This is a genomic window from Micromonospora sp. NPDC051227 (genome assembly GCF_044455385.1).
Lineage (GTDB): Bacteria > Actinomycetota > Actinomycetes > Mycobacteriales > Micromonosporaceae > Micromonospora.
Map to the genome: position 1 here is coordinate 80,939 of NZ_JBITET010000007.1, position 19,012 is coordinate 99,950.

Annotated in this window: 10 protein-coding genes and 1 pseudogene; 6 read left to right on the forward strand and 5 right to left on the reverse strand. The window is 70.1% G+C overall.

Annotated elements, in window-relative coordinates; all coding sequences use genetic code 11:
- Positions 1–138 precede the first annotated feature (138 nt).
- From ACIA47_RS18935 to ACIA47_RS18945, 3 genes are all read left to right on the forward strand, one after another.
- Positions 139–1,797: a sodium:solute symporter family protein gene (locus ACIA47_RS18935; RefSeq protein WP_203122577.1), complete on the forward strand. Its 1,659-nt coding sequence runs from the start codon at positions 139–141 to the stop codon at positions 1,795–1,797.
- 16 nt (positions 1,798–1,813) lie between these two features.
- Positions 1,814–2,122 (forward strand): hypothetical protein, encoded by a 309-nt coding sequence (locus ACIA47_RS18940; protein ID WP_396709462.1) that lies wholly within the window; start codon positions 1,814–1,816, stop codon positions 2,120–2,122.
- Positions 2,123–2,242: 120 nt separating this feature from the next.
- Positions 2,243–2,629: a hypothetical protein gene (locus tag ACIA47_RS18945; protein ID WP_203122576.1), complete on the forward strand. Its 387-nt coding sequence runs from the start codon at positions 2,243–2,245 to the stop codon at positions 2,627–2,629.
- Positions 2,630–2,752: 123 nt separating this feature from the next.
- On the opposite strand, the gene ACIA47_RS18950 is transcribed toward ACIA47_RS18945, so the two are convergent.
- Positions 2,753–4,528, reverse strand: a complete 1,776-nt coding sequence (locus ACIA47_RS18950) for a glycoside hydrolase family 6 protein (RefSeq protein WP_396709465.1) — start codon at positions 4,526–4,528, stop codon at positions 2,753–2,755.
- A 592-nt stretch (positions 4,529–5,120) separates the two neighbouring features.
- Here ACIA47_RS18950 and ACIA47_RS18955 point away from each other — a divergent pair.
- Together ACIA47_RS18955 and ACIA47_RS18960 are read left to right on the forward strand one after the other, a co-directional pair.
- On the forward strand, positions 5,121–6,338 hold the full coding sequence (locus ACIA47_RS18955) for a hypothetical protein (protein WP_396709467.1): 1,218 nt from the start codon (positions 5,121–5,123) through the stop codon (positions 6,336–6,338).
- Position 6,339: 1 nt separating this feature from the next.
- Complete coding sequence (locus ACIA47_RS18960; protein ID WP_203122572.1) at positions 6,340–7,038, forward strand: class F sortase; 699 nt, start codon at positions 6,340–6,342, stop codon at positions 7,036–7,038.
- A 74-nt stretch (positions 7,039–7,112) separates the two neighbouring features.
- Here ACIA47_RS18960 and ACIA47_RS18965 read toward each other — a convergent pair whose 3' ends face one another.
- Positions 7,113–12,194, reverse strand: coding sequence for an NAD-glutamate dehydrogenase (locus tag ACIA47_RS18965; protein WP_396709469.1), 5,082 nt, complete (start codon positions 12,192–12,194; stop codon positions 7,113–7,115).
- Positions 12,195–12,483: 289 nt separating this feature from the next.
- Here ACIA47_RS18965 and ACIA47_RS18970 point away from each other — a divergent pair, with 289 nt between their 5' ends.
- A complete protein-coding gene (locus ACIA47_RS18970) occupies positions 12,484–14,448 on the forward strand; it encodes a penicillin-binding transpeptidase domain-containing protein (protein ID WP_396709471.1) in 1,965 nt (654 codons plus the stop codon).
- Positions 14,449–15,121: 673 nt separating this feature from the next.
- On the opposite strand, the pseudogene ACIA47_RS18975 reads toward ACIA47_RS18970, so the two are convergent.
- The 3 genes and pseudogenes from ACIA47_RS18975 to ACIA47_RS18985 form a co-directional block, all read right to left on the reverse strand.
- A pseudogene (locus tag ACIA47_RS18975) lies at positions 15,122–16,090 on the reverse strand (arginase family protein); the annotation flags it as partial.
- A gap of 66 nt (positions 16,091–16,156) precedes the next feature.
- The gene (locus tag ACIA47_RS18980; protein ID WP_396709473.1) at positions 16,157–17,080 is read right to left on the reverse strand and encodes a tetratricopeptide repeat protein; all 924 of its coding nucleotides are present in this window, start codon (positions 17,078–17,080) and stop codon (positions 16,157–16,159) included.
- Between the two features lie 177 nt (positions 17,081–17,257).
- On the reverse strand, positions 17,258–18,946 hold the full coding sequence (locus ACIA47_RS18985) for a methylmalonyl-CoA mutase (protein WP_396709475.1): 1,689 nt from the start codon (positions 18,944–18,946) through the stop codon (positions 17,258–17,260).
- Between the last annotated feature and the right edge of the window lie 66 nt (positions 18,947–19,012).

Below are 19,012 nucleotides of genomic sequence, written 5' to 3' on the forward strand. Positions count from 1 at the left end.
CGTCGCGGCGCCTGCCAGACCACCCGAAGGGCCCGAACACGGGCGGTCCCGATCTGCAGGAGTGAAACCGCCCCAGACGGGGTAATAGGGCGCGCGCGCACACCAACCAGCGCGGACGTCGGGACGAGGGGTGACGGGATGGGCGGCGAGGGTCTTCGGCTCAACATGAACGGCCTGGACTACCTGATCCTGGCGCTGTACTTCGTCACCGTCCTCGGGGTCGGCTTCGCCGCGCGCCGGGCCATCCGGACCAGCGTCGACTTCTTCCTCTCCGGCCGCTCCCTGCCGGCCTGGGTGACCGGTCTCGCCTTCGTCTCGGCGAACCTGGGCGCGTTGGAGATCATTGGGATGGCCGCCAACGGGGCCCAGTACGGCGTGATGACGGTCCACTACTACTGGATCGGCGCGGTCCCGGCGATGGTCTTCCTGGGCATCGTGATGATGCCCTTCTACTACGGCTCCAAGGTCCGCAGCGTGCCGGAGTACCTGCGGCTGCGGTTCAACCGCCCCACCCACCTGCTCAACGCGATCAGCTTCGCCGTCGCCCAGGTGCTGATCGCCGGCGTGAACCTGTACGCGCTGGCCCTCGTCATGCAGGCGCTGCTCGGCTGGCCGCTCTGGACGGCGATCGTGGTCGGCGCGGCGATCGTGCTGGCGTACATCACCATCGGCGGCCTGTCCGGGGCGATCTACAACGAGGTGCTCCAGTTCTTCGTCATCCTCGCCGGCCTCATCCCGGTCACCGTGATCGGCCTGGTCAAGGTCGGCGGGTGGAACGGCCTGATGGACGCGGTCGGCGACACCAAACTCGGCGAAGCCGGCCTGCACGCGTGGCAGGGCACCGGCAGCACCGCCAACCCGCTGGGCGCGCACTGGATAGGCATCGTCTTCGGCCTCGGCTTCGTGCTGTCGTTCGGCTACTGGACGACGAACTTCGCCGAGGTGCAGCGGGCCCTCTCGGCGAAGAACATGAGCGCCGCCCGGCGTACGCCGATCATCGCCGCGTACCCGAAGCTGTTCATCCCCCTGGTCACGATCATCCCCGGCCTGGTGGCCCTGGTGACGGTGAAGGGCCTCGGCGCGGAGAGCGGCGACCTCCAGTACAACAACGCCATCCCGCTGCTGATGCGCGACCTGCTCCCCAACGGCGTGCTCGGGGTGGCGGTCACCGGCCTGCTCGCCTCGTTCATGGCCGGCATGGCGGCCAACGTGAGCGGCTTCAACACCGTCTTCACCTACGACATCTGGCAGGCGTACATCCGCCGGGACCGGTCGGACGAGTACTACCTGCGGGTCGGCCGGTGGGCGACGGTCGCCGCCGTGGTGATCGGGATCGGCACCGCGTTCATCGCGGCCGGGTTCAGCAACATCATGAACTACATCCAGGCGCTCTTCTCCGTCTTCAACGCGCCGCTGTTCGCCACCTTCATCATCGGCATGTTCTGGAAGCGGATGAGCGCGCTGGCCGGCTTCTGGTCGCTGCTGCTGGGCACCCTGGTGTCGCTGAGCCTCTACCTGCTCTACAAGGGCGGGGTGGTCAATTTCAACTCCGACCTGGAGGAGAGCTTCTGGGGTGCCGGTCTGGCGTTCGTCACGGCGGTGGTGGTCGCCGCGATCGTCACCCCGCTCACCGCACCCAAGCGGGACGAGGAGCTGCGCGGGTTGGTGTACGGCATGGGGGGCGTCGACCTGAAGGGCGACGTGCTCGCCGGGGACGCCGTCTGGTACCGCTCCCCCGTGCTGCTCGGTCTGATCGCGGTCGCGCTGGCCGCCCTCTTCTACATCCCGGTCTTCTAAGGAAAGGGGTCGGCAGATGAGCAACGATGGCCAGCCGGCACAGGACCCGCTGATCGACGAGACGCAGGCGGAACAGCGGCGCTCCGCCGCGGCCCGACTGTTCGACATCCGCCGGGTGATCGGTGGCCTCTTCGTCGCGTACGGGGTCATCGTGACGCTGATCGGCCTCTTCGACAGCCGGGCCGAGATCGACAAGGCCGAAGGCGTACGGATCAACCTGTGGGCCGGGCTGACGATGCTCGTGTTCGGTCTGCTCATGCTGCTCTGGCAGTGGTGGCGCCCAGCGGAAGCGCCGGCCCCGAACGAGCAGCAGCCCGACGCCTGACCACCTGACCGCACGGCATGAGCACGGCCCGGCCCGACCGCCGGGCCGTGCGGCATGAGCGCGGCACGAAGGGGTACGTGGGGGAAATCAGGCACCGTGTCGGACACAGGAGGCAGCACCATGACCGATCGCGATCGCCAACCGCCGCTGGAGGACACCCCCGAGGTGGCCTCGGCGGTGGACGATGACGCCACCGTGCCGCAGTTGCGGACCGGAGGTGGCCCGGACCGGGACACACCGGGCTTCGCCGAGCCTCGCAGCCGACCGGACGACCTCGCACCGGACACCGACGAGCTGATCGGTGACCCGTACGCCGCCGGCACCGGGGCGACCGGGACGGGCACCGGCGCCGGTGGGGACAACATCCGCACAGGCGGCGAACAGCCCTGGGAGCCGGAGGACCTGGTGATGGCCCGTGGCCAGGACCTGACACCGGAGAACCTGGAAAAGGCCCGCCGTGACCTGGCCGAGCAGGGCCGGGCGGCGATCGAACGCACGGTGCCCTGACCGGGGCCCGAAAGGGGGGTCCCCGGCCCGACCTGTGACGGTCGAGCCGGGGACCCGGGGGGAACCTGCTGCCAACAGTGCCTCACCAACCACTGGCAGCGGGTTGGTGCGTGAGCTACCCGATCAGAGCGCCGGGTAGGCGTTGCGCATGAGCTCCTGGAACTGGGCGGAGAACCACGCACCGGAGATCGGCGCGTCGGGCAGCGCCCCGGACGGGTTGTTGCCGTTGCGGGCGTTGCCGCCGTACGTCGGGTCGCACATCCGGTCGAAGCCCTTGCCCTCGTTGTTCGGGATCTCCTTGCTGGAGCCGTCCGACTCACCCGGCGGCTTCACCCAGACGTAGGCGTCGATACCCGTGGCCGGGTTCGCCCGCGGCCGCTCACCGAGACCGGCACCAGCCTGGTTGCACCAGTTGCCGAGGTGGGCCCGGCGGTCGATGCGGCCTCCGTTGACGTACGTGTCCACGTTGGTCATCGCGCCCGGGCCGGTGGGCCGGGCGGAGCCACCCCAACCGTTGCGGGACGTGTCGATCAGCATGCCGATGTTGGAGTTGAAGCCCACCGAGACCAGCTGGTTGCGGAACGCCTGGGCGAAGGACAGCTCGTCGACGTAGAAGTTCCAGTCGACCCACTTGGACTGCCGCACCGTCTGGCCGTTCACGTTGTCGGTGACCTTGAAGTACGGCTCAGTCAGCGCCGAGTAGTTCGCGGTGTTGGTGATGAACCCGTGCACGTTGTTGACAGTGCTGCCGGAGGCCACCGCGGCGGTCTTCAGGATGTTGGCGGTCGGGCCGAAGTTGGAGTCCCAACCGAGCCAGCCGTGGTGACCGGCGTCGATGTAGTTGTAGACGTTGCCGATCGCGCCCAGCTTGGCGAGGGCGTAGCCGACACCGTTGACGTACGCGCCGTTGGCCTTGACCGTGTCGCACATGACAGTGCCACCGGCCTGATCGGACGTGTTGGTGACCAGGTTCGGCAGCGAGTCGATCTCGATGATGTTGATGATCCGCAGGCTGCTGTACTTCGACTCACCCTGGATCGCGGCGATCGGGTCGATGTACTGGGCCTTGTACTTCGGCAACTCGTCCGGGCCCAGCTCACCGTTGGAGGCGAGCGCGGAGCAGTCCCGGCCGGGCAGGTTGTAGATCACGAACTGGATGTAGCCGGCGCCCTGGCGCAGCGCCTCGTCCAGGTGCTGCCGCACCCCGAAGGCCCCGTTCGAGCTGCTGTCCGGCGTGCCGTTGATCGCGGCGATCCGGTCCAGCCAGACGGCGGTGGGGTTGTTGGAGACGCGGCTTCCGCCGGTCTCGGCGTCCGCCTTGGCCTTCCACTCCGGGTTCACGTAACCGCGCGCCCCGGCGTACGGGTTGTCGACCTTGGTGCCGGGCGGAGGCGTGGTGGGCGGCGGGTCGGTGGGCGGAGGCGTGGTGGGCGGCGGGTCGGTCGGCGGGGGCGTGGTCGGCGGGGTGGTGCCACCGTTGCAGACGACGCCGTTCAGGGTGAACGAGGTCGGCTTCGGGTTGCTGCCGCTCCACGCGCCGTTGAAGCCGATGCTCGTCGACGCGCCGGTGGCCAGGGTGCCGTTGTAGGACAGGCTCCGGGCGGTGACCTGGCTGCCGGACTGGGTGAACGTGGCCGACCAGCCCTGCTGCACCCGCTGGCCGGAGTTGGGGAAGGTCCAGCCCAGCGTCCAGCCGTTCAGCGGGTCGCCGACGTTCTTGATGGTGACGCTCGCGGTGAAACCACCAGGCCATTCGTTGCTCGTGTACGCGATGTCGCACTGCGTCGCGGCCTGCGCCGCGGTAACCGGAATCGTTACGAGCCCACCGGCGACCAGGGCACCCGCGCCGGCGAGCGCGAGGGCCCGGCGTGGGCCGGATAGCCTTCTCCACACATTCATGCCACTGATCTCCTTGGGCGAGACCGGGCCCAGGTACGGCCCGGCGGGACGGCCCGATGGGCGTCCTGTATGGACGGCCGTCGGCGCCAACGGGATTCTTTGGGGGCGCCCGACCCGGACGGGCGATAGTGGTGGTGGTGGTGCCCGGCCGAGCGTCGGCCGGTCGATCGGCGGCGGGTGCGTCGCCCGGTGAACCGGGTGCCCTCGACTCCCTGCCTGCACGGTGTGGCTCTCTGAACCGCGTTCGCCGATTCTTGCATGGGAGCGCTTCCATGGCAATGGCTCGATGCGTTGCCGGAGCCGTTTCGGACGATACCCCCGAGCCGGCGCGCGCCGCCCGGACCCGCTGCCACCGGATGACCGAGGCAGGGCGGGAACTGTGAGTGCGGAACGCCGTGCCAGACCCCAGAACGTCCCGCGCCGCCCGAGATGACGCTCCGCGCGGCGAAAGCCGCGTAGCACCCCTTCACCTCTTACTGGATCAAAGGTTAAAACGCGAATCTTTCACTTCATAAGTCATGAAACCGTCTAACGTCGGTCTTAGCTCGGTTGTCGCCGGGCACAGGACAACAGGGATGGAGTGACGCAGGTCATGGCTAAGAAGATGCTCGGGAAGGTCGTTGCGGGCGCCGCGCTCGGCGGCGCGTCGCTCATGGTGTTCGCACCGGGGATCGCGTTCGCCGACGGTCACGACGACGGCAAGGTCTACGCCAAGCCGCACGTCGTCAAGGCCGGCGACGAGGTCAAGCTCCTCGAGATCTGCCCGGATCGGCAGGAGCACGCGTTCGTGTGGTCCAAGGTCACCGGCAAGGTCAAGCTCAAGCCGGCGCATGAAGACCGGGGCGAGGACCGCGAGTGGCGCGAGGAGGAGAACTCCTCCGACCACGACAAGGGCAAGGACGAGCACGGCAAGGACGAGAACGGCAAGGACCACGAGGGCAAGGACGAGAACGGCAAGGACGAGCACGGCAAGGACGACAAGGGCAAGGACGACAAGGGCAAGGACCACGAGGGCAAGGACGAGAACGGCAAGGACGAGCACGGCAAGGACGACAAGGGCAAGGACGAGAACGGCAAGGGTGGCCAGGGTGGCGGCGCTGCCGCCGACGCCTACGGCGACGAGGGCAGCAAGGACTGGAAGGGCGAGGAGCACGGCCAGGACGCCGAAGAGGGCCGTGACAAGAAGGACTGGGACTCCAAGGACGAAGACAAGAAGGACTGGGAGTCCAAGGACGAGCACGGCTCCGAGTACGGCTCGGACGAGCGCGGCGGTTACGGCAAGGACGAGCACGGCTCGGACTACGGCTCGGACAAGGGCTGGGAATCCAAGGACGAGCACGGCTCCGAGTACGGCTCGGACGAGCGCGACGGTTACGGCAAGGACGAGCACGGCTCGGACTACGGCTCGGACAAGGGCTGGGAGTCCAAGGACGAGCACGGCTCCGAGTACGGCTCGGACGAGCGTGACGGTTACGGCAAGGACGAGCACGGCTCGGACGAGCGTGACGGTTACGGCAAGGACGAGCGCGGCTCGGACGAGCGTGGCCGGCACGAGGAGCGCGAGTTCGTCTACTACGGCGAGGCCAAGGTCGACAAGGACGCCAAGCCGGGTCGCTACGAGCTCAAGGGCTCCTGCGGCGAGGGCGAGCTCGTCGTGCTGCCGCACGGCGGTGTCGACGGCGGTGACGGCGGCGTCAGCACCGGTACCGACCGGGGTCTGGCCACCGGCGGGGCGGGCCTGCTCGGCGCTGCCGCGCTCGGCGGGATCGTGCTGATGCGTCGTCGGCGGACCGATGGTTCGCTCGTCTGACGTGACGGCGACACCGGCCGGCGGCCGCCACGGGAAACCGTGGCGTGCCGCCGGCACGGCCGTCGTCGTCACCGTCGCCATGATCGGCGCCGGCATGATCGGCGCCTCACTGAAGACCACGCCCGCTCCCCGACCGCCGCAGCCGCTGGCCCAGGCCGGCCCCCAGGCCACCGCGCCGGCGAGCACCGCCGACGATGCCCCGCTGGTCGACGGGCAGCCGGCCGGTCAGGCGGCGGCCGGCTTGGCCCGTTCGGCACCGACCAGCATCGAGATCCCCCGGATCGGTGTCGACGCGACGATCATGTCGTTGGGCACCAACCCGGACGGCACCGTCCAGGTCCCCCCGCTGGACAAGGCCGACCAGGCCGGGTGGTACGAGCCCGGTGCGAGCCCCGGCGAGACGGGTAACGCGGTCATCGTCGGGCACGTGGACTCGGCGGTGCTCGGCCCGGCCGTCTTCTTCGACCTCGGCGCTCTCACCCCCGGCGACACCGTCACCGTGCGCCGCGCCGACGGAGTGCCGGCCACCTTCACTGTCGACTCGGTGAAGTCGTACCCGAAGACGGCCTTCCCCACCGAGTTGGTGTACGGGCCGAGTGACCGGCCCAGCCTGCGGGTGGTCACCTGCGGTGGTCAGTTCGACCAGGCCGCGAAGAGCTACCCGGACAACATCGTCGTCTTCGCCACCCTGGCGGCGTGACCCACGACGAACGAAACGCGGTCCGGCCGGTCAGGTCACCCCCGACCGGCCGGACCGCGTCCGGTGTACCTGACTCAGGCGGCCGCGGAGGTCCGCACCAGGGTGCGGATCTGGCGCAGCAGCACCGACAGGGCGGCGAGGTCCGCCCGCGACTCGTCGAACTCACCCATCGCCCGCCGGGCCCGGTGGATCGAGGTGGCGTTCGACTGCTCCCACTGCTGCACCCGCTCGTGCGGCGGCAGGTCGTCCGGGGTGGAGTCGAGTACCTCCGCGGTGAGCGCGGCCAGCGCGGCGTACAGGTCGTACCGCAGCGCCATCCGGGCCAACGTCTGCCAGCGGTCCTCCCGCGGCAGCAGGGAGATCTTCGACAGCAGCGAGTCCACCCGGAACAGGTCCGACAGCACGAAGTAGACCGAGGCCACCTCGCTGACGTCCCGTCCACTGGCGTTCGCGGTCTCCACCACGTCCATCAGACCGAAGCTGTACATCAGCCGGGTGGCCCGCTCCGCCAGCTCGCGGGGTAGCCCACGCTCGGTCATCGAGTCCATGTGCGCGGCGATGCCCTGGCGCTCGTTGCCGTAGAACAGCTCCTCCAGCCCAGGCAGCAGCCGGGTGACCCCGCCGCGCAGCCGGGCGATCTCGGCCGGCACGTCGATCGGCGAACGCCGGTTGGAGACCAGCCACCGCACGGCCCGGTCGAGCAGCCGACGGGTGTCCAGGTAGACGCTTGTCTGTAGCTCCGGCGCCACCTTGTTGTCCAGCGCCTCGACCGCGTCCCACAGGTCGCGCAGACCGAACACCTCGCTGATCACCACGTACGCCCGGATCACGTCGGCCGCGCTGGCCGCCGTCTCCTCGACCACCCGGAAGATGAACGAGATGCCACCCCTGTTGATCGCCTCGTTGACCAGCACTGTGGTGACGATGTCCCGGCGCAGCCGGTGCCGGCCCATCCGGTCGGCGAACCGCTCGCGCATCGGCGTCGGGAAGTAGTTGACCAGGACGTCGGTCGTCCACTCCTCGTCGGCCAACCCCTCGGTGAGGATCTCCCGCTCCAGGACGATCTTCACGTACGCGAGCAGCACCGCGAACTCCGGCGCGGTCAGGCCCGATTCGCTGCGGACCGCCAACTCCTCGTCCGGAGGCAGCGCCTCCAACGCCCGGTCCAACCCGCCCGACCGCTCCAGCTCGTTGATCATCCGGCGGTGCACCGGCAGCAGCGAGGCGGCCTGGGCCTGGGCGTTGTTGATCGCCCGCGCCTGGTCGTAGTTGTCCCTCAGCACCAGCTCGGCGACCTCGTCGGTCATCCCGGCCAGCAGCTCGTCCCGCTCGGCCGTGGTCAACTCGCCGTCGGCCACCGCGGTGTTCAGCAGAATCTTGATGTTCACCTCGTGGTCGGAGGTGTCCACCCCGGCCGCGTTGTCGATGAAGTCCGTGTAGATCCGGCCACCGGTCAACGCGTACTCGATCCGACCGAGCTGGGTCCAGCCCAGGTTGCCGCCCTCGCCCGCCACCCGGCAGCGCAGGTTGCGCCCGTCCACCCGGATCGCGTCGTTGGACTTGTCGCCCACCTCGGCGTTGGTCTGGGTGGAGGCCTTGACGTAGGTGCCGATGCCGCCGTTCCAGAACAGGTCCACCGGGGCGGTGACGATCGCCTTCATCAGGTCCTGCGGCGACAGCTGCGTGACGTCGTCGTCCAGGCCGATCGCCGCCCGGACCTGCGGGGTGATCGGAATGGACTTCGCGGTACGCGGGAAGATGCCGCCACCTGCCGAGATCAGCTCCGGGTTGTAGTCCTCCCAGGAGGAACGGGGCAGGTCGAACAGCCGTCGACGCTCCGCGTAGGAGGTGGCGGCGTCCGGCTCCGGGTCGAGGAAGATGTGCCGGTGGTCGAAGGCGGCCACCAGCCGGATGTGCTCGGAGAGCAGCATTCCGTTGCCGAACACGTCGCCGGACATGTCGCCGACGCCGACCACAGTGAAGTCCTGGGTCTGGGTGTCCAGGCCCAGCTCACGGAAATGCCGCTTGACCGACTCCCAGGCGCCCCGGGCGGTGATGCCCATCTTCTTGTGGTCGTAGCCGGCGGATCCGCCGGACGCGAACGCGTCGCCCATCCAGAAGTTGTGGTTCTTGGAGATCTCGTTGGCGATGTCGGAGAACGTCGCGGTGCCCTTGTCGGCCGCCACTACCAGGTACGGATCGTCGCCGTCGTGCCGGACCACGTCCTCGGGCGGCACGATCTGCCCGCTGACGATGTTGTCGGTGACGTCCAGCATCGCGCCGACGAACTCCTGGTAGCAGGCGACCGCCTCGTCCCGGTCGCCCGGCTTCTGCTTCAACACGAAGCCGCCCTTGGCGCCAACCGGCACGATCACGGTGTTCTTCACCATCTGCGCCTTGACCAGGCCCAGCACCTCGGTACGGAAGTCCTCCCGACGGTCGGACCAGCGCAACCCGCCCCGGGCCACCGGCCCGAACCGCAGGTGCACACCCTCGAAGCGCGGCGAGTAGACGAAGATCTCGAACTTCGGTCGCGGTGCGGGCAGGTCCGGAATGGCCTGCGGGTCGAGCTTGAACGCCACGTACGCCTTCGGCCGCCCGTCGGCGCGCTTCTGGTAGAAGCTGGTCCGCAGGGTCGCCTCGATCAGCGTCAGGTACGAGCGCAGGATCCGGTCCTGGTCGAGGCTCGCCACGTCGTCCAGCGCGCCCCGGATCGTCTCCACCAGCTCACCGCTGCGCTGCTGCCGCTGCTCGGTGCTCAACTCGCCCGGCGCGAACCGGGTCTCGAAGAGCTCCACCAGCAACGCGGCGAGCTTCGGGTAGGCGATGAAGGTCTGCTCCATGTAGTCCTGCGAGAAGACAGTGCCGGCCTGCCGCAGGTACTTCGCGTACGCCCGCAGCACCACCACCTGCCGCCAGGTCAACCCGCCGCGCAGGACCAGCTCGTTGAACCGGTCCACCTCGGCCTCGCCGCGCCAGGCCGCCGCGAAGGCGTTCTCCACGTGCGGGCGCACCTCGGCCAGCTCGTGATGCCCCTCGGGCAGCATGAGGCCGAAGTCGTACAGGTAGACCCGACCGTCGATCCGGTCCACCTCGTACGGGTGCTCGTCGACCACCCGTACGCCGAGCGAGTGCAGCACCGGCAGCACGGCGGAGAGCATCATCGGCTCGCCGTACCGGTAGACCTTGAACCGGACGTCCATCGCCTCGGCCAGGTCGGCTCCCGGTACCCGGGTGCCCGGCCGGGGCGCCAACTGCTTGCGGAACAGGTGCATCTCCAGCTGGCCAGGCTCCTCCAGCAGCTCCAGCTTCGCCAGGTCCTTCATCGCCTCGTACGGCGTGTGCCCGTCCTTGTAGCCCTCCGGGAACGCGTCGGCGTACCGGGTGAACAGGTGCTTGGCCTGCTCGTCGCCGAGCTTGCGCTCCAGCACCAACCGGTAGTCGTCGTCCCAGAGCCGGGTGGCGTCGGCCAACTCCTCGGCGAGCAGGTCGGCGTCGATGTCGCCGGGTGGCCGCGTCGGGTCGGTACGAACGATGAAGTGCACCCGAGCCAGCATCGACTCGGTGACCCGGGTGGTGTAGTCCACCCCGACACCGTTCAGCTCACGCAGCAGGATGTCCTGCATGCGCAGCCGGTTCTGCGTGGTGAACCGGTCCCGGGGCAGGTAGATCAGGCAGGAGATGAACCGCCCGTACGCGTCCCGCCGCAGGAAGACCCGCAGCTGCCGGCGGCCGGCCATCCGCAGCACGCCGACCACCGCGTGGTAGAGGTCGTCGGTCTTGATCTGGAACAGCTCGTCGCGCGGGTAGGTCTCCAGGATCTGGATCAGATCCTTGCCCGAGTGGCTGCGCTGGCTCAGGCCGGAGCGGTCCAGCACCTCGGCCACCTTGCGGCGTACCACCGGCAGCTCGCGGACGCTGGTCCGGTAGGCGGCCGTCGAGAACAGGCCCAGGAAGCGCCGCTCACCGACCACGTCACCGGCGGAGTTGAAGATTTTGAAGCCGATGTAGTCCAGGTACGCCGAGCGGTGCACGGTGGCACGCGAGTTGGCCTTGGTGATGATCAACAGGCGCTTCTCCAGCACCTTCTCGTGCGCCTCGGGCGTCATCGAGGCCAGCGACCGCGCGTCCGGCGAATCGGAGCGCAGAATGCCCAGACCGGTGCCGAGCACCGCCTCCAACGCCTTGCCGTCTACCGCGTCGGCGGCGTCGCCGCCGTCAGTGTCCACCAACCGGTACTCGCGGTAACCGAGGAAGGTGAAGTGGTCCTGGGCGAGCCACCGGAGCAGCTCCACCGAGTCGGTGATGTCCTTCTCCGGCACCGGTGGGCGGTTGTCGGAGGTACGGGCGGACGCCAGCTCGTCGGCGAGCGCGAGGGCACGCTGACGCATCTTCGGCCAGTCCTCCACCGCCTCCCGCACGTCGGTGAGCACCCGCTGCAACTCGCGGCGCAACCGGTCCCGTTCGGCCGCGTCCCGGACCGGGTCGATCTCGATCCGCATCCAGCTCTCGATGATGTCGCCGGCGATCGCGTCGTCCGGTTCCACATCCGCGGAGACCTCGGTGAGCCGGCCCAGCGGCTCCCGCCGCACCACCACCAGCGGGTGCACCAGCAGGTGCACGTCGAGGTGGTACGAGTTGAGCAGCGCCGTCACCGAGTCGACCAGGAACGGCATGTCGTCCGTGACGATCTCGACGACCGTGTGGTGCTGGTCGGCGTGGGGCTCGTGGATCCGCAGCTTCAACTCGCCCGGCACCCGCTGCTGGGCGAGATCCCGGTGTGCCCGGGCCGCGTCGAGCATCTCTTCCGCCGTGAAGCCGACCAGCTCCTCGTCCGGTGCGAACCGCCAGAAACGGCCGACAAGTGTCGCCACGTCGTGGTCGTCCCCGGCGAGCGCGACGGCCTGTGCCACCAGGCGCTCCGCGTTGGGGACGGGTTCGTCGAGCTCGGCGTCCTCCACGTCGTCGGCCAGCGCCTCGGCTGGCAGACCCAGATCGTAGATGGTGTCGATGCTCGACCCGGTCAGCCCGGTGACTCCCGTGTCGAGTCGGCCGTAGCCGTCCCCGTCGGTCGCCGAATCGAAGCTGTCATCGTTCCGGCCGGAGTCATCCTGCCGGAGGTCGGGTTCCGGTTTGATCGCCGGACGCCGGTCCATCGGTGCCACTCCCCTCGACCCACCGCGTTGTGGGTCACTCTGCCGCCCAGCCTAGGCCCTGCCGCTCTGCGCCTTCATCGGCGGACCACTGGCCAGACGTCCGGATCGGGACTTTGTCCTTTCACCCGTTGCGGGTCCGAGGTTGGCCGGCTGCGGGATACCCCGCCACGCGATGTTCATCACACGGGCGCGGCCCGTCTTTGAGCGCGGCCGAGCACCTGGGGGACGTTGGGGACGGCGTTCCCGTACTACCGTGCGAGGGCAGTCCGAGATCGGAAGGACCAGCTTCATGCCCTTGACGTACCCCCGGCCCCACCGGCCGAACCCCGCCCGCCGGCTCGCCGCCGCCGTCACCACGGCGCTGCTCGCGGCGGGTTTCCTGGTCGGTTGTTCCGGTGACGACGGGCCGCAGCGCACCGTCGACGCCTTCCTCGCGGGCTGGCGCAGCGGTGACCTTCAGGCGGTCGGTCTGATCGACCCGCTCGGCTCGAAACTGCCGTCGGCCGACGTGGCGCGCGAGATCAAGGACCTCTCCGGTGAGCTGGCGGCCACCCCGCCCAAGCTGACGCGTCGCGGCGACCCGAAGATCACGAAGGACATCGCCACCACGACCGTTGAGGTGGAGTGGGCCCTGCCCGGTCAGACCCGTTGGGCGTACGACCGGGAGGTGCGGCTCGCCCACGGCGACGACGACCAGTGGCAGGTGATCTGGGAGCCGAAGGTGGTGCACGAGCAGCTCACCAAGGGCGACAGGTTGGCGCTGCGACGCGACCCCGGTGCCCGCGCCGCCGTGCTGGACAACGCCGGAAAGCCGCTGGTGACCCCGCGCCCGGTGGTCCGGGTGGGTGTGCAGCCCAACGGGGTCGCCGACCTCAAGAAGCTCGTCAAGGACCTCGACGCGGCGTTCAAGGCCATCCGCCCGGCGCTGGTCCCCGGCGTCGACCTGGCCGACCTGCCCGACCGGGTGGCCAAGGCCGAGCCGGGCGCATTCGTCGAGGTGGTGTCGCTCCGCGAGGAGGCGTACCGGCAGATCAAGCCCCGGATCTACGACCTGCCCGGCACCAAGTTCGTCTCCGACAAGATCGACTTGGCGCCCACCCGCGAGTTCGCCCGTGCGCTGCTCGGCACTGTCGACCCGGCGCAGGCCGACGACCTCGCCGCACACCCCGACCGGTACGTCGTCGGCGATCTGGTCGGGCACGGGGGGCTACAGGGTCGCTACGACGAACGACTGCGCGGCGGCCCCGGGCTGACCGTGGTGGTCGAGCGTCCGGCCGAGGGCGGCAAACTCGAACCCACCGGCGCCGAGCTGTTCCGCCGGGAGCCGCAGCCCGGGCAGGCGCTGAAGACGACGCTGGACGTCGCCGTCCAGAACGCGGCCGACGGGGCACTGCGCGCTGAGTCGCGCCGGTCCGCCCTGGTCGCGCTTCGGATCAGCGACGGCGCCGTGCTCGCCGCCGCGAACGGCCCCGGTCCGGCCGGGGAGAATCTGGCCTTCGACGCCCAGGTGCCTCCGGGCTCCACCTTCAAGATGGTCAGCACGCTGGGCCTGCTGGACCGGGGCGCGGTCACTCTCGACGGGCCGGTGGACTGCAAGAAGACCTTCACCGTGGATGGCCGGTCCTTCAAGAACTCGGACAACTTCGAGCTCGGCTCGGTGCCTTTCCGCACCGACTTCGCCAAGTCCTGCAACACGGCGTTCGCCGCGCTGGCCCCGAAGCTCGGCGGCGACGGGCTGGCCGCCGCCGGTCGCTCGCTGGGCCTGGAGGGTCAGTGGGACCTCGGCACCGACGCCTTCACCGGCAAGGTCTCGACGGGCGGCAGCCCGGCCGAGCAGGCCGCCGCGTCGTTCGGGCAGGGCACCACGCTGGTCAGCCCGCTCGCCATGGCCGGCGCCACCGCCGCCGTCGCCCGCGGCCGCTTCGAGCAGCCGAAGCTGCTGATCGACCCGGCGCCGGCCAAGCCTGCCCCGGCAGGCGAGCAGCTCAAGCCAGAGTCCGTCGCGGCGCTGCGCACGATGATGCGCGAGGTGGTCACCGCCGGCACCGGCAGCGCGCTGAAGGATGTGCCGGGCGAGGTGTACGGCAAGACCGGCACCGCCGAGTACGACGACAACCCGGCACACACCCACGCCTGGTTCGTCGGCTGGCGGGGCGACGTGGCGTTTGCCGTCTTCGTGGAGAAGGGCGGGGCCAGCACCGCCTCGGCCGTCCCGATGGCCGAGCGCTTCCTCCGCGCCCTCCCAACCCCCTGACCCCACCACCCCGGGGCCCTGCTGGGCTCCCGGCGGGGCCCTGGGCTGTCCGGGGCCCCCACCGGGGCATCCCGCCTTTGCCTCGGGGCCAACGCCCGGCGTCCGGCCTTGATCCACTCGGTTCTGCTGAAACTGCGGTGTCCGAGCCACTCGGACACCCCGGTTCCACTGAAACCGAGTCGATCAAGGCTAGGGGGCGAGGGCCGGGTCAGGCGGTGTCGGCTTCGTGCCTGTCGGGCGGGTTCTGGGTCGACGGGGCGGAGCGTCGCAGGAGACCTGGGCCGGCCGACGCCGGCGGGCCGACCGGTTCGCGCTCGACCAGGGGCGCGACACTGGCCGCGACGCCCGATGGCTCGGAGTGGGCCGGTCCGCCCGTGCCGGGCGACTCCCCCTCGGCCGGGACGTCGTACGGCACCGCGGCCACCGACGAACCGACGCCGGGGACACCGACGCCGGCAGGCCCGACATCGGCGAGCCCGACATCGGCGGCGTCGATGTCAGCGGCGTCGATGTCAGCGGGGAATTCAAGCCTCGCAACCCGCTCAGCACTGTCGAGCCCGTCAAGCCTGACCAGCCCGTCGAGCCGCTCGGCACGGTTGGGACGCTCGGCGCGGTCGAGCCGCTCGGCACGGTCGGAGAAATCGGTGGTGGCGGTCGCGGCCCGGCCGTTGCCGCGCCGCGGGGAGGGCGTGGGGCGGGCCGACAGCAGTCGGGGCGGCACGGCTTCCGGGGCGGTCACCGGTGCCAGACCGGCGACCACCGTGTTGACGATCTCGGCCGCGTACGAGCCGTCCGGGTCGTAGTCGGGGTCGAAGACGGTCAGCTCCACGCCGAGGCAGTGCGGGGTGTCAACCAGGCCGGCGAGCAGGATCTCCAGCTCGGCGAAGGCGATTCCGCCCGGGTCGGGGGCGTCCACGGCGGGCATCACCGCCGGGTCGAGCACGTCCACGTCGATGTGCACCCAGTAACCCGCGCAGTCGGCGAGTTGCTCGTGCGCCCACTGGGCAGTCCGGGCGGCACCTTCGGCGCGCAGCGCCGGCACCGGTCGGGTGGTGATCCCGGCGGCCTGGAGGTCGAGCCGGTATTCGTCCTGGGCGCGGATGCCGAGCACCACCACGTCGATGTCGCGGAAGTAGGGCCGGCGGCCCTCCAGCGCGGCCAGGTCGGCCTGCCCTCGCCCGGTGACCAGGGCCAGGTCCTCACCGGCGGCCGCGCCGACGTAGGAGGCGTTGCCGGGGTGCCGGAAGTCGGAGTGCCCGTCGACGAAGACCAGCCCGATCCGCCCGCCGACGGCCTCGCCCAGTCGGTGCATGGCCAGGGCCGAGCCGAGGAGCACGGAGCAGTCGCCGCCGAGCACCACCGGGAACTCACCCCGGTCGATGATCGAGCCGATGCGTTCGGCGAGGGCCAACGAGTAGTCGGCGATCTCCCGGGCGTGGCACACCCCGTCGCCGGGCCGCCAGTCGCCCGGGTCGTAACGGGCGGGAGTGACGCAGCCGGCGTCGCGGGCGCGGAGCCGGGCCAGCAGATCGTGGTCGCGCAGCGCCCCGGGCGCCTTGGCGCAGCCCGGGACCGACGTGGGCGTCGGCGGCCGTAGACCGAGATTTGTCGGCGCGTCGAGGACGGCGATCCGGCGCATCATGAGCTCCCGTCCTCGGTGGTCGGGCGGGCCGGCCGGAACGCCGGCCCGCGCTGGCGTGCTACGAACTCAGAACAGGGCGCTGGCCAGGGCCCGACGTGCCGAGGCGACCGCCGGATCGTCCGGGCCGGCGATGGAGAAGAGCGAGACCAGGTGCTGGCGAACCGCCTCACGGTCCTCACCGGCGGTGCGGCGGACCAGACTGACGAGCCGGGCGTACGCCTGCTCGGCCAGGCCGCTGAGCACCTCGATGTCGGCGGCCAGCAGTTGGGCGGCGACATCGTCGGGGGCGCTCTCGGCGGCGGCCAGCGCGGCGGACGGGTCGGCGCCGGCCACCCGACGGGCCACCCCGACCTGGGCCAGCCCCGCCGTGGCCGCGGCGTCCGCCGGGGCGTCGGCGAGGATCTTCCGGTACGCCTGCTCGGCGGCGTCCAGATCGCCGCTCATCAGCGCATCGTCCGCCTCGTCGAGGCGGGGGTCCTCCGGCTCGGCGACGGTCACGCCACCGGCCTTGAGCACGGCCTGGAGCCACTGCCGCAGCTGAGCCTCGGGAACCACTCCGGAGAAGGCGTCGACCGGCTGGCCGCCGACGACCGCGTAGACCATGGGGATGCCCTGCACCCGGAACATCTGGGCGATTCGGGGATTTTCCTGCACGTCGACCCGGGCCAGCACCCAGGTGCCGCCTCCCTCGGCGTTCAGCCGCTCCAGGACCGGGGCGAACTCGTCGCTCTCCGGGAAGCCGGCCGCACCGAAGAACACGACGACGGGCGTGGCCATCGAGCGTTCGAGCACGTCGGACTGGATGGTCGCCTCGGTGACGTCCACGATGGCGGTGTCACCGCCGGTGGTGGGCGCGCCGGGGGCGCCGTTTGACGGGCCGCCCTGAGGGGGCGTGCCGGGGCGGGTACTTGCTGGTGCGGGGCCACGCAGCGTGCTGAGGTCGACCGCGCCGCGGGTGAAGATCGACGAGGTGATCCGTGGGTCGCTCATGGTTACCTAGTCTCGCACGTGAGCCCCCGATCTCAGCTCACCCGCAACCCCGACGTTGCAACTCTCACGCCCCGTCCCCGCCCCCCGCGATCTTGCACATTCTGTCGCCGGTACGCCGCATTCATGCCTTATGTCGGCGCACAAACTGCAAGACCGCGGAGGGGGTGGGGTTGGGGGTTAGAAGCGGGCTGGCTCTCGGTAGGTGCCCCACTCGGTGCGCAGGGCGTCGCAGATCTCGCCGAGGGTCGCCTCGGCGCGGACCGCGTCGAGCATGGCGGGGATCATGTTCTCGTCGGTACGGCTCGCCTCGATCATCCGGGTCACCGCCGCGCGGACCGCTGACTCGTCCCGTGCGCTCTTGCGCTCGGCGAGCACCCGGCGCTGCTCCAGCTCCACCTCGTGCGAGATGCGCAGGATCTCCAGCTCCTTGGCGACCGTGCCGGTGTGGCAGTTGACCCCGACGATCTTCTTGTCACCCTTCTCGAGGGCCTGCTGGTAGACGAAGGCCGACTCGGCGATGTGCCCGGTGAACCAGCCGTCCTCGATGCCGCGCAGGATGCCCGAGGTCATCGGGCCGATCTGGTGTGGCCCGTCTCCGCCGAGCTGCCGGATCCGGGCGAAGATCTCCTCCGCCTCGGCCTCGATCTTGTCGGTCAACGCCTCGACGTACCAGGAGCCGCCGAGCGGGTCGGCCACGTTGACCACACCGGTCTCCTCCATCAACACCTGCTGGGTACGCAGGGCGATCTCGGCCGACTCGTCGGTGGGCAGCGCCAGGGTCTCGTCCAGCGCGTTGGTGTGCAGCGAGTTCGTGCCGCCGAGCACCGCCGCGAGAGCCTCGACGGCGGTGCGTACGACATTGTTGACCGGCTGCTGCGCGGTCAGCGACACCCCGGCGGTCTGGGTGTGGAACCGCAACCACAGGGCCTTCTCGCTGGTCGCGCCGTAGACGTCGCGCAGCCAGCGGGCCCAGATCCGGCGGGCGGCGCGGAACTTGGCGATCTCCTCGAAGAAGTCGAGGTGCGAGTCGAAGAAGAAGCTCAGCCCCGGCGCGAAGACGTTCACGTCCAGCCCACGCGAGAGGCCCAGCTCGACGTAGCCGAAGCCGTCCGCCAGGGTGTACGCCAGCTCCTGCGCAGCGGTCGAGCCGGCCTCACGGATGTGGTAGCCGGAGACCGACAGCGGCTTGTAGCGCGGGATCTCCCGGGCGCAGTACTCCATCAGGTCGCCGATGAGGCGCAGGTGTGGCTCCGGGTCGAAGAGCCACTCCTTCTGCGCGATGTACTCCTTGAAGATGTCGGTCTGCAGGGTGCCGTCCAGCTTGGACAGGTCGGCGCCCTGCCGCTCGGCGGCGACCAGGTACATACAGAACACCGGCACGGCCGGACCGGAGATGGTCATCGAGGTGGTCACGCCGGCCAGGTCGATGCCGTCGAAGAGTGCCTGCATGTCGGTGGCGGTGTCGATGGCCACGCCGCAGTGGCCGACCTCGCCGAGCGCCTGCGGGTCGTCCGAGTCGCGGCCCATCAGCGTCGGCATGTCGAACGCCACCGAGAGCCCCCCGCCGCCGGCGCCGAGGATCATCTTGTAGCGCTCGTTGGTCTGCTGGGCGTTGCCGAAGCCGGCGAACTGCCGGATCGTCCAGGTCCGACCGCGGTAGCCGGTCGGGTACAAACCCCGGGTGTACGGATACTCGCCCGGCCAACCAATCCGTTCGAAGCCCGGATAGGTGGCGCCCTCCGGCGGCCCGTACACCGGCTCCACCGGCATGCCGGAGAGCGTGGTGAAGTCCGCGTCCCGCTTGCGCGCGGCGTCGTACCGGGCCTGCCAGCGCGCCCGTCCGGCGTCGATCTCGTCGGCGTCCATGAGCAGGGCTCCTCCTCGGGTCCTCGACTGCACGTCGAGTGTAAGGCCCCTACCTGAACGATCGCT

What these genes read in the sequence shown, in the direction of transcription:
- ACIA47_RS18940 (WP_396709462.1), top strand. Translation starts at nt 1,814, where the DNA reads ATGAGCAACGATGGCCAGCCGGCACAGGACCCGCTGATCGACGAGACG.
- ACIA47_RS18945 (WP_203122576.1), top strand. Translation starts at nt 2,243, where the DNA reads ATGACCGATCGCGATCGCCAACCGCCGCTGGAGGACACCCCCGAGGTG.
- ACIA47_RS18950 (WP_396709465.1), bottom strand. Translation starts at nt 4,528, where the DNA reads ATGAATGTGTGGAGAAGGCTATCCGGCCCACGCCGGGCCCTCGCGCTC.
- ACIA47_RS18970 (WP_396709471.1), top strand. Translation starts at nt 12,484, where the DNA reads ATGCCCTTGACGTACCCCCGGCCCCACCGGCCGAACCCCGCCCGCCGG.
- ACIA47_RS18980 (WP_396709473.1), bottom strand. Translation starts at nt 17,080, where the DNA reads ATGAGCGACCCACGGATCACCTCGTCGATCTTCACCCGCGGCGCGGTC.
- ACIA47_RS18955 (WP_396709467.1), top strand. Translation starts at nt 5,121, where the DNA reads ATGGCTAAGAAGATGCTCGGGAAGGTCGTTGCGGGCGCCGCGCTCGGC.
- ACIA47_RS18935 (WP_203122577.1), top strand. Translation starts at nt 139, where the DNA reads ATGGGCGGCGAGGGTCTTCGGCTCAACATGAACGGCCTGGACTACCTG.
- ACIA47_RS18965 (WP_396709469.1), bottom strand. Translation starts at nt 12,194, where the DNA reads ATGGACCGGCGTCCGGCGATCAAACCGGAACCCGACCTCCGGCAGGAT.
- ACIA47_RS18985 (WP_396709475.1), bottom strand. Translation starts at nt 18,946, where the DNA reads ATGGACGCCGACGAGATCGACGCCGGACGGGCGCGCTGGCAGGCCCGG.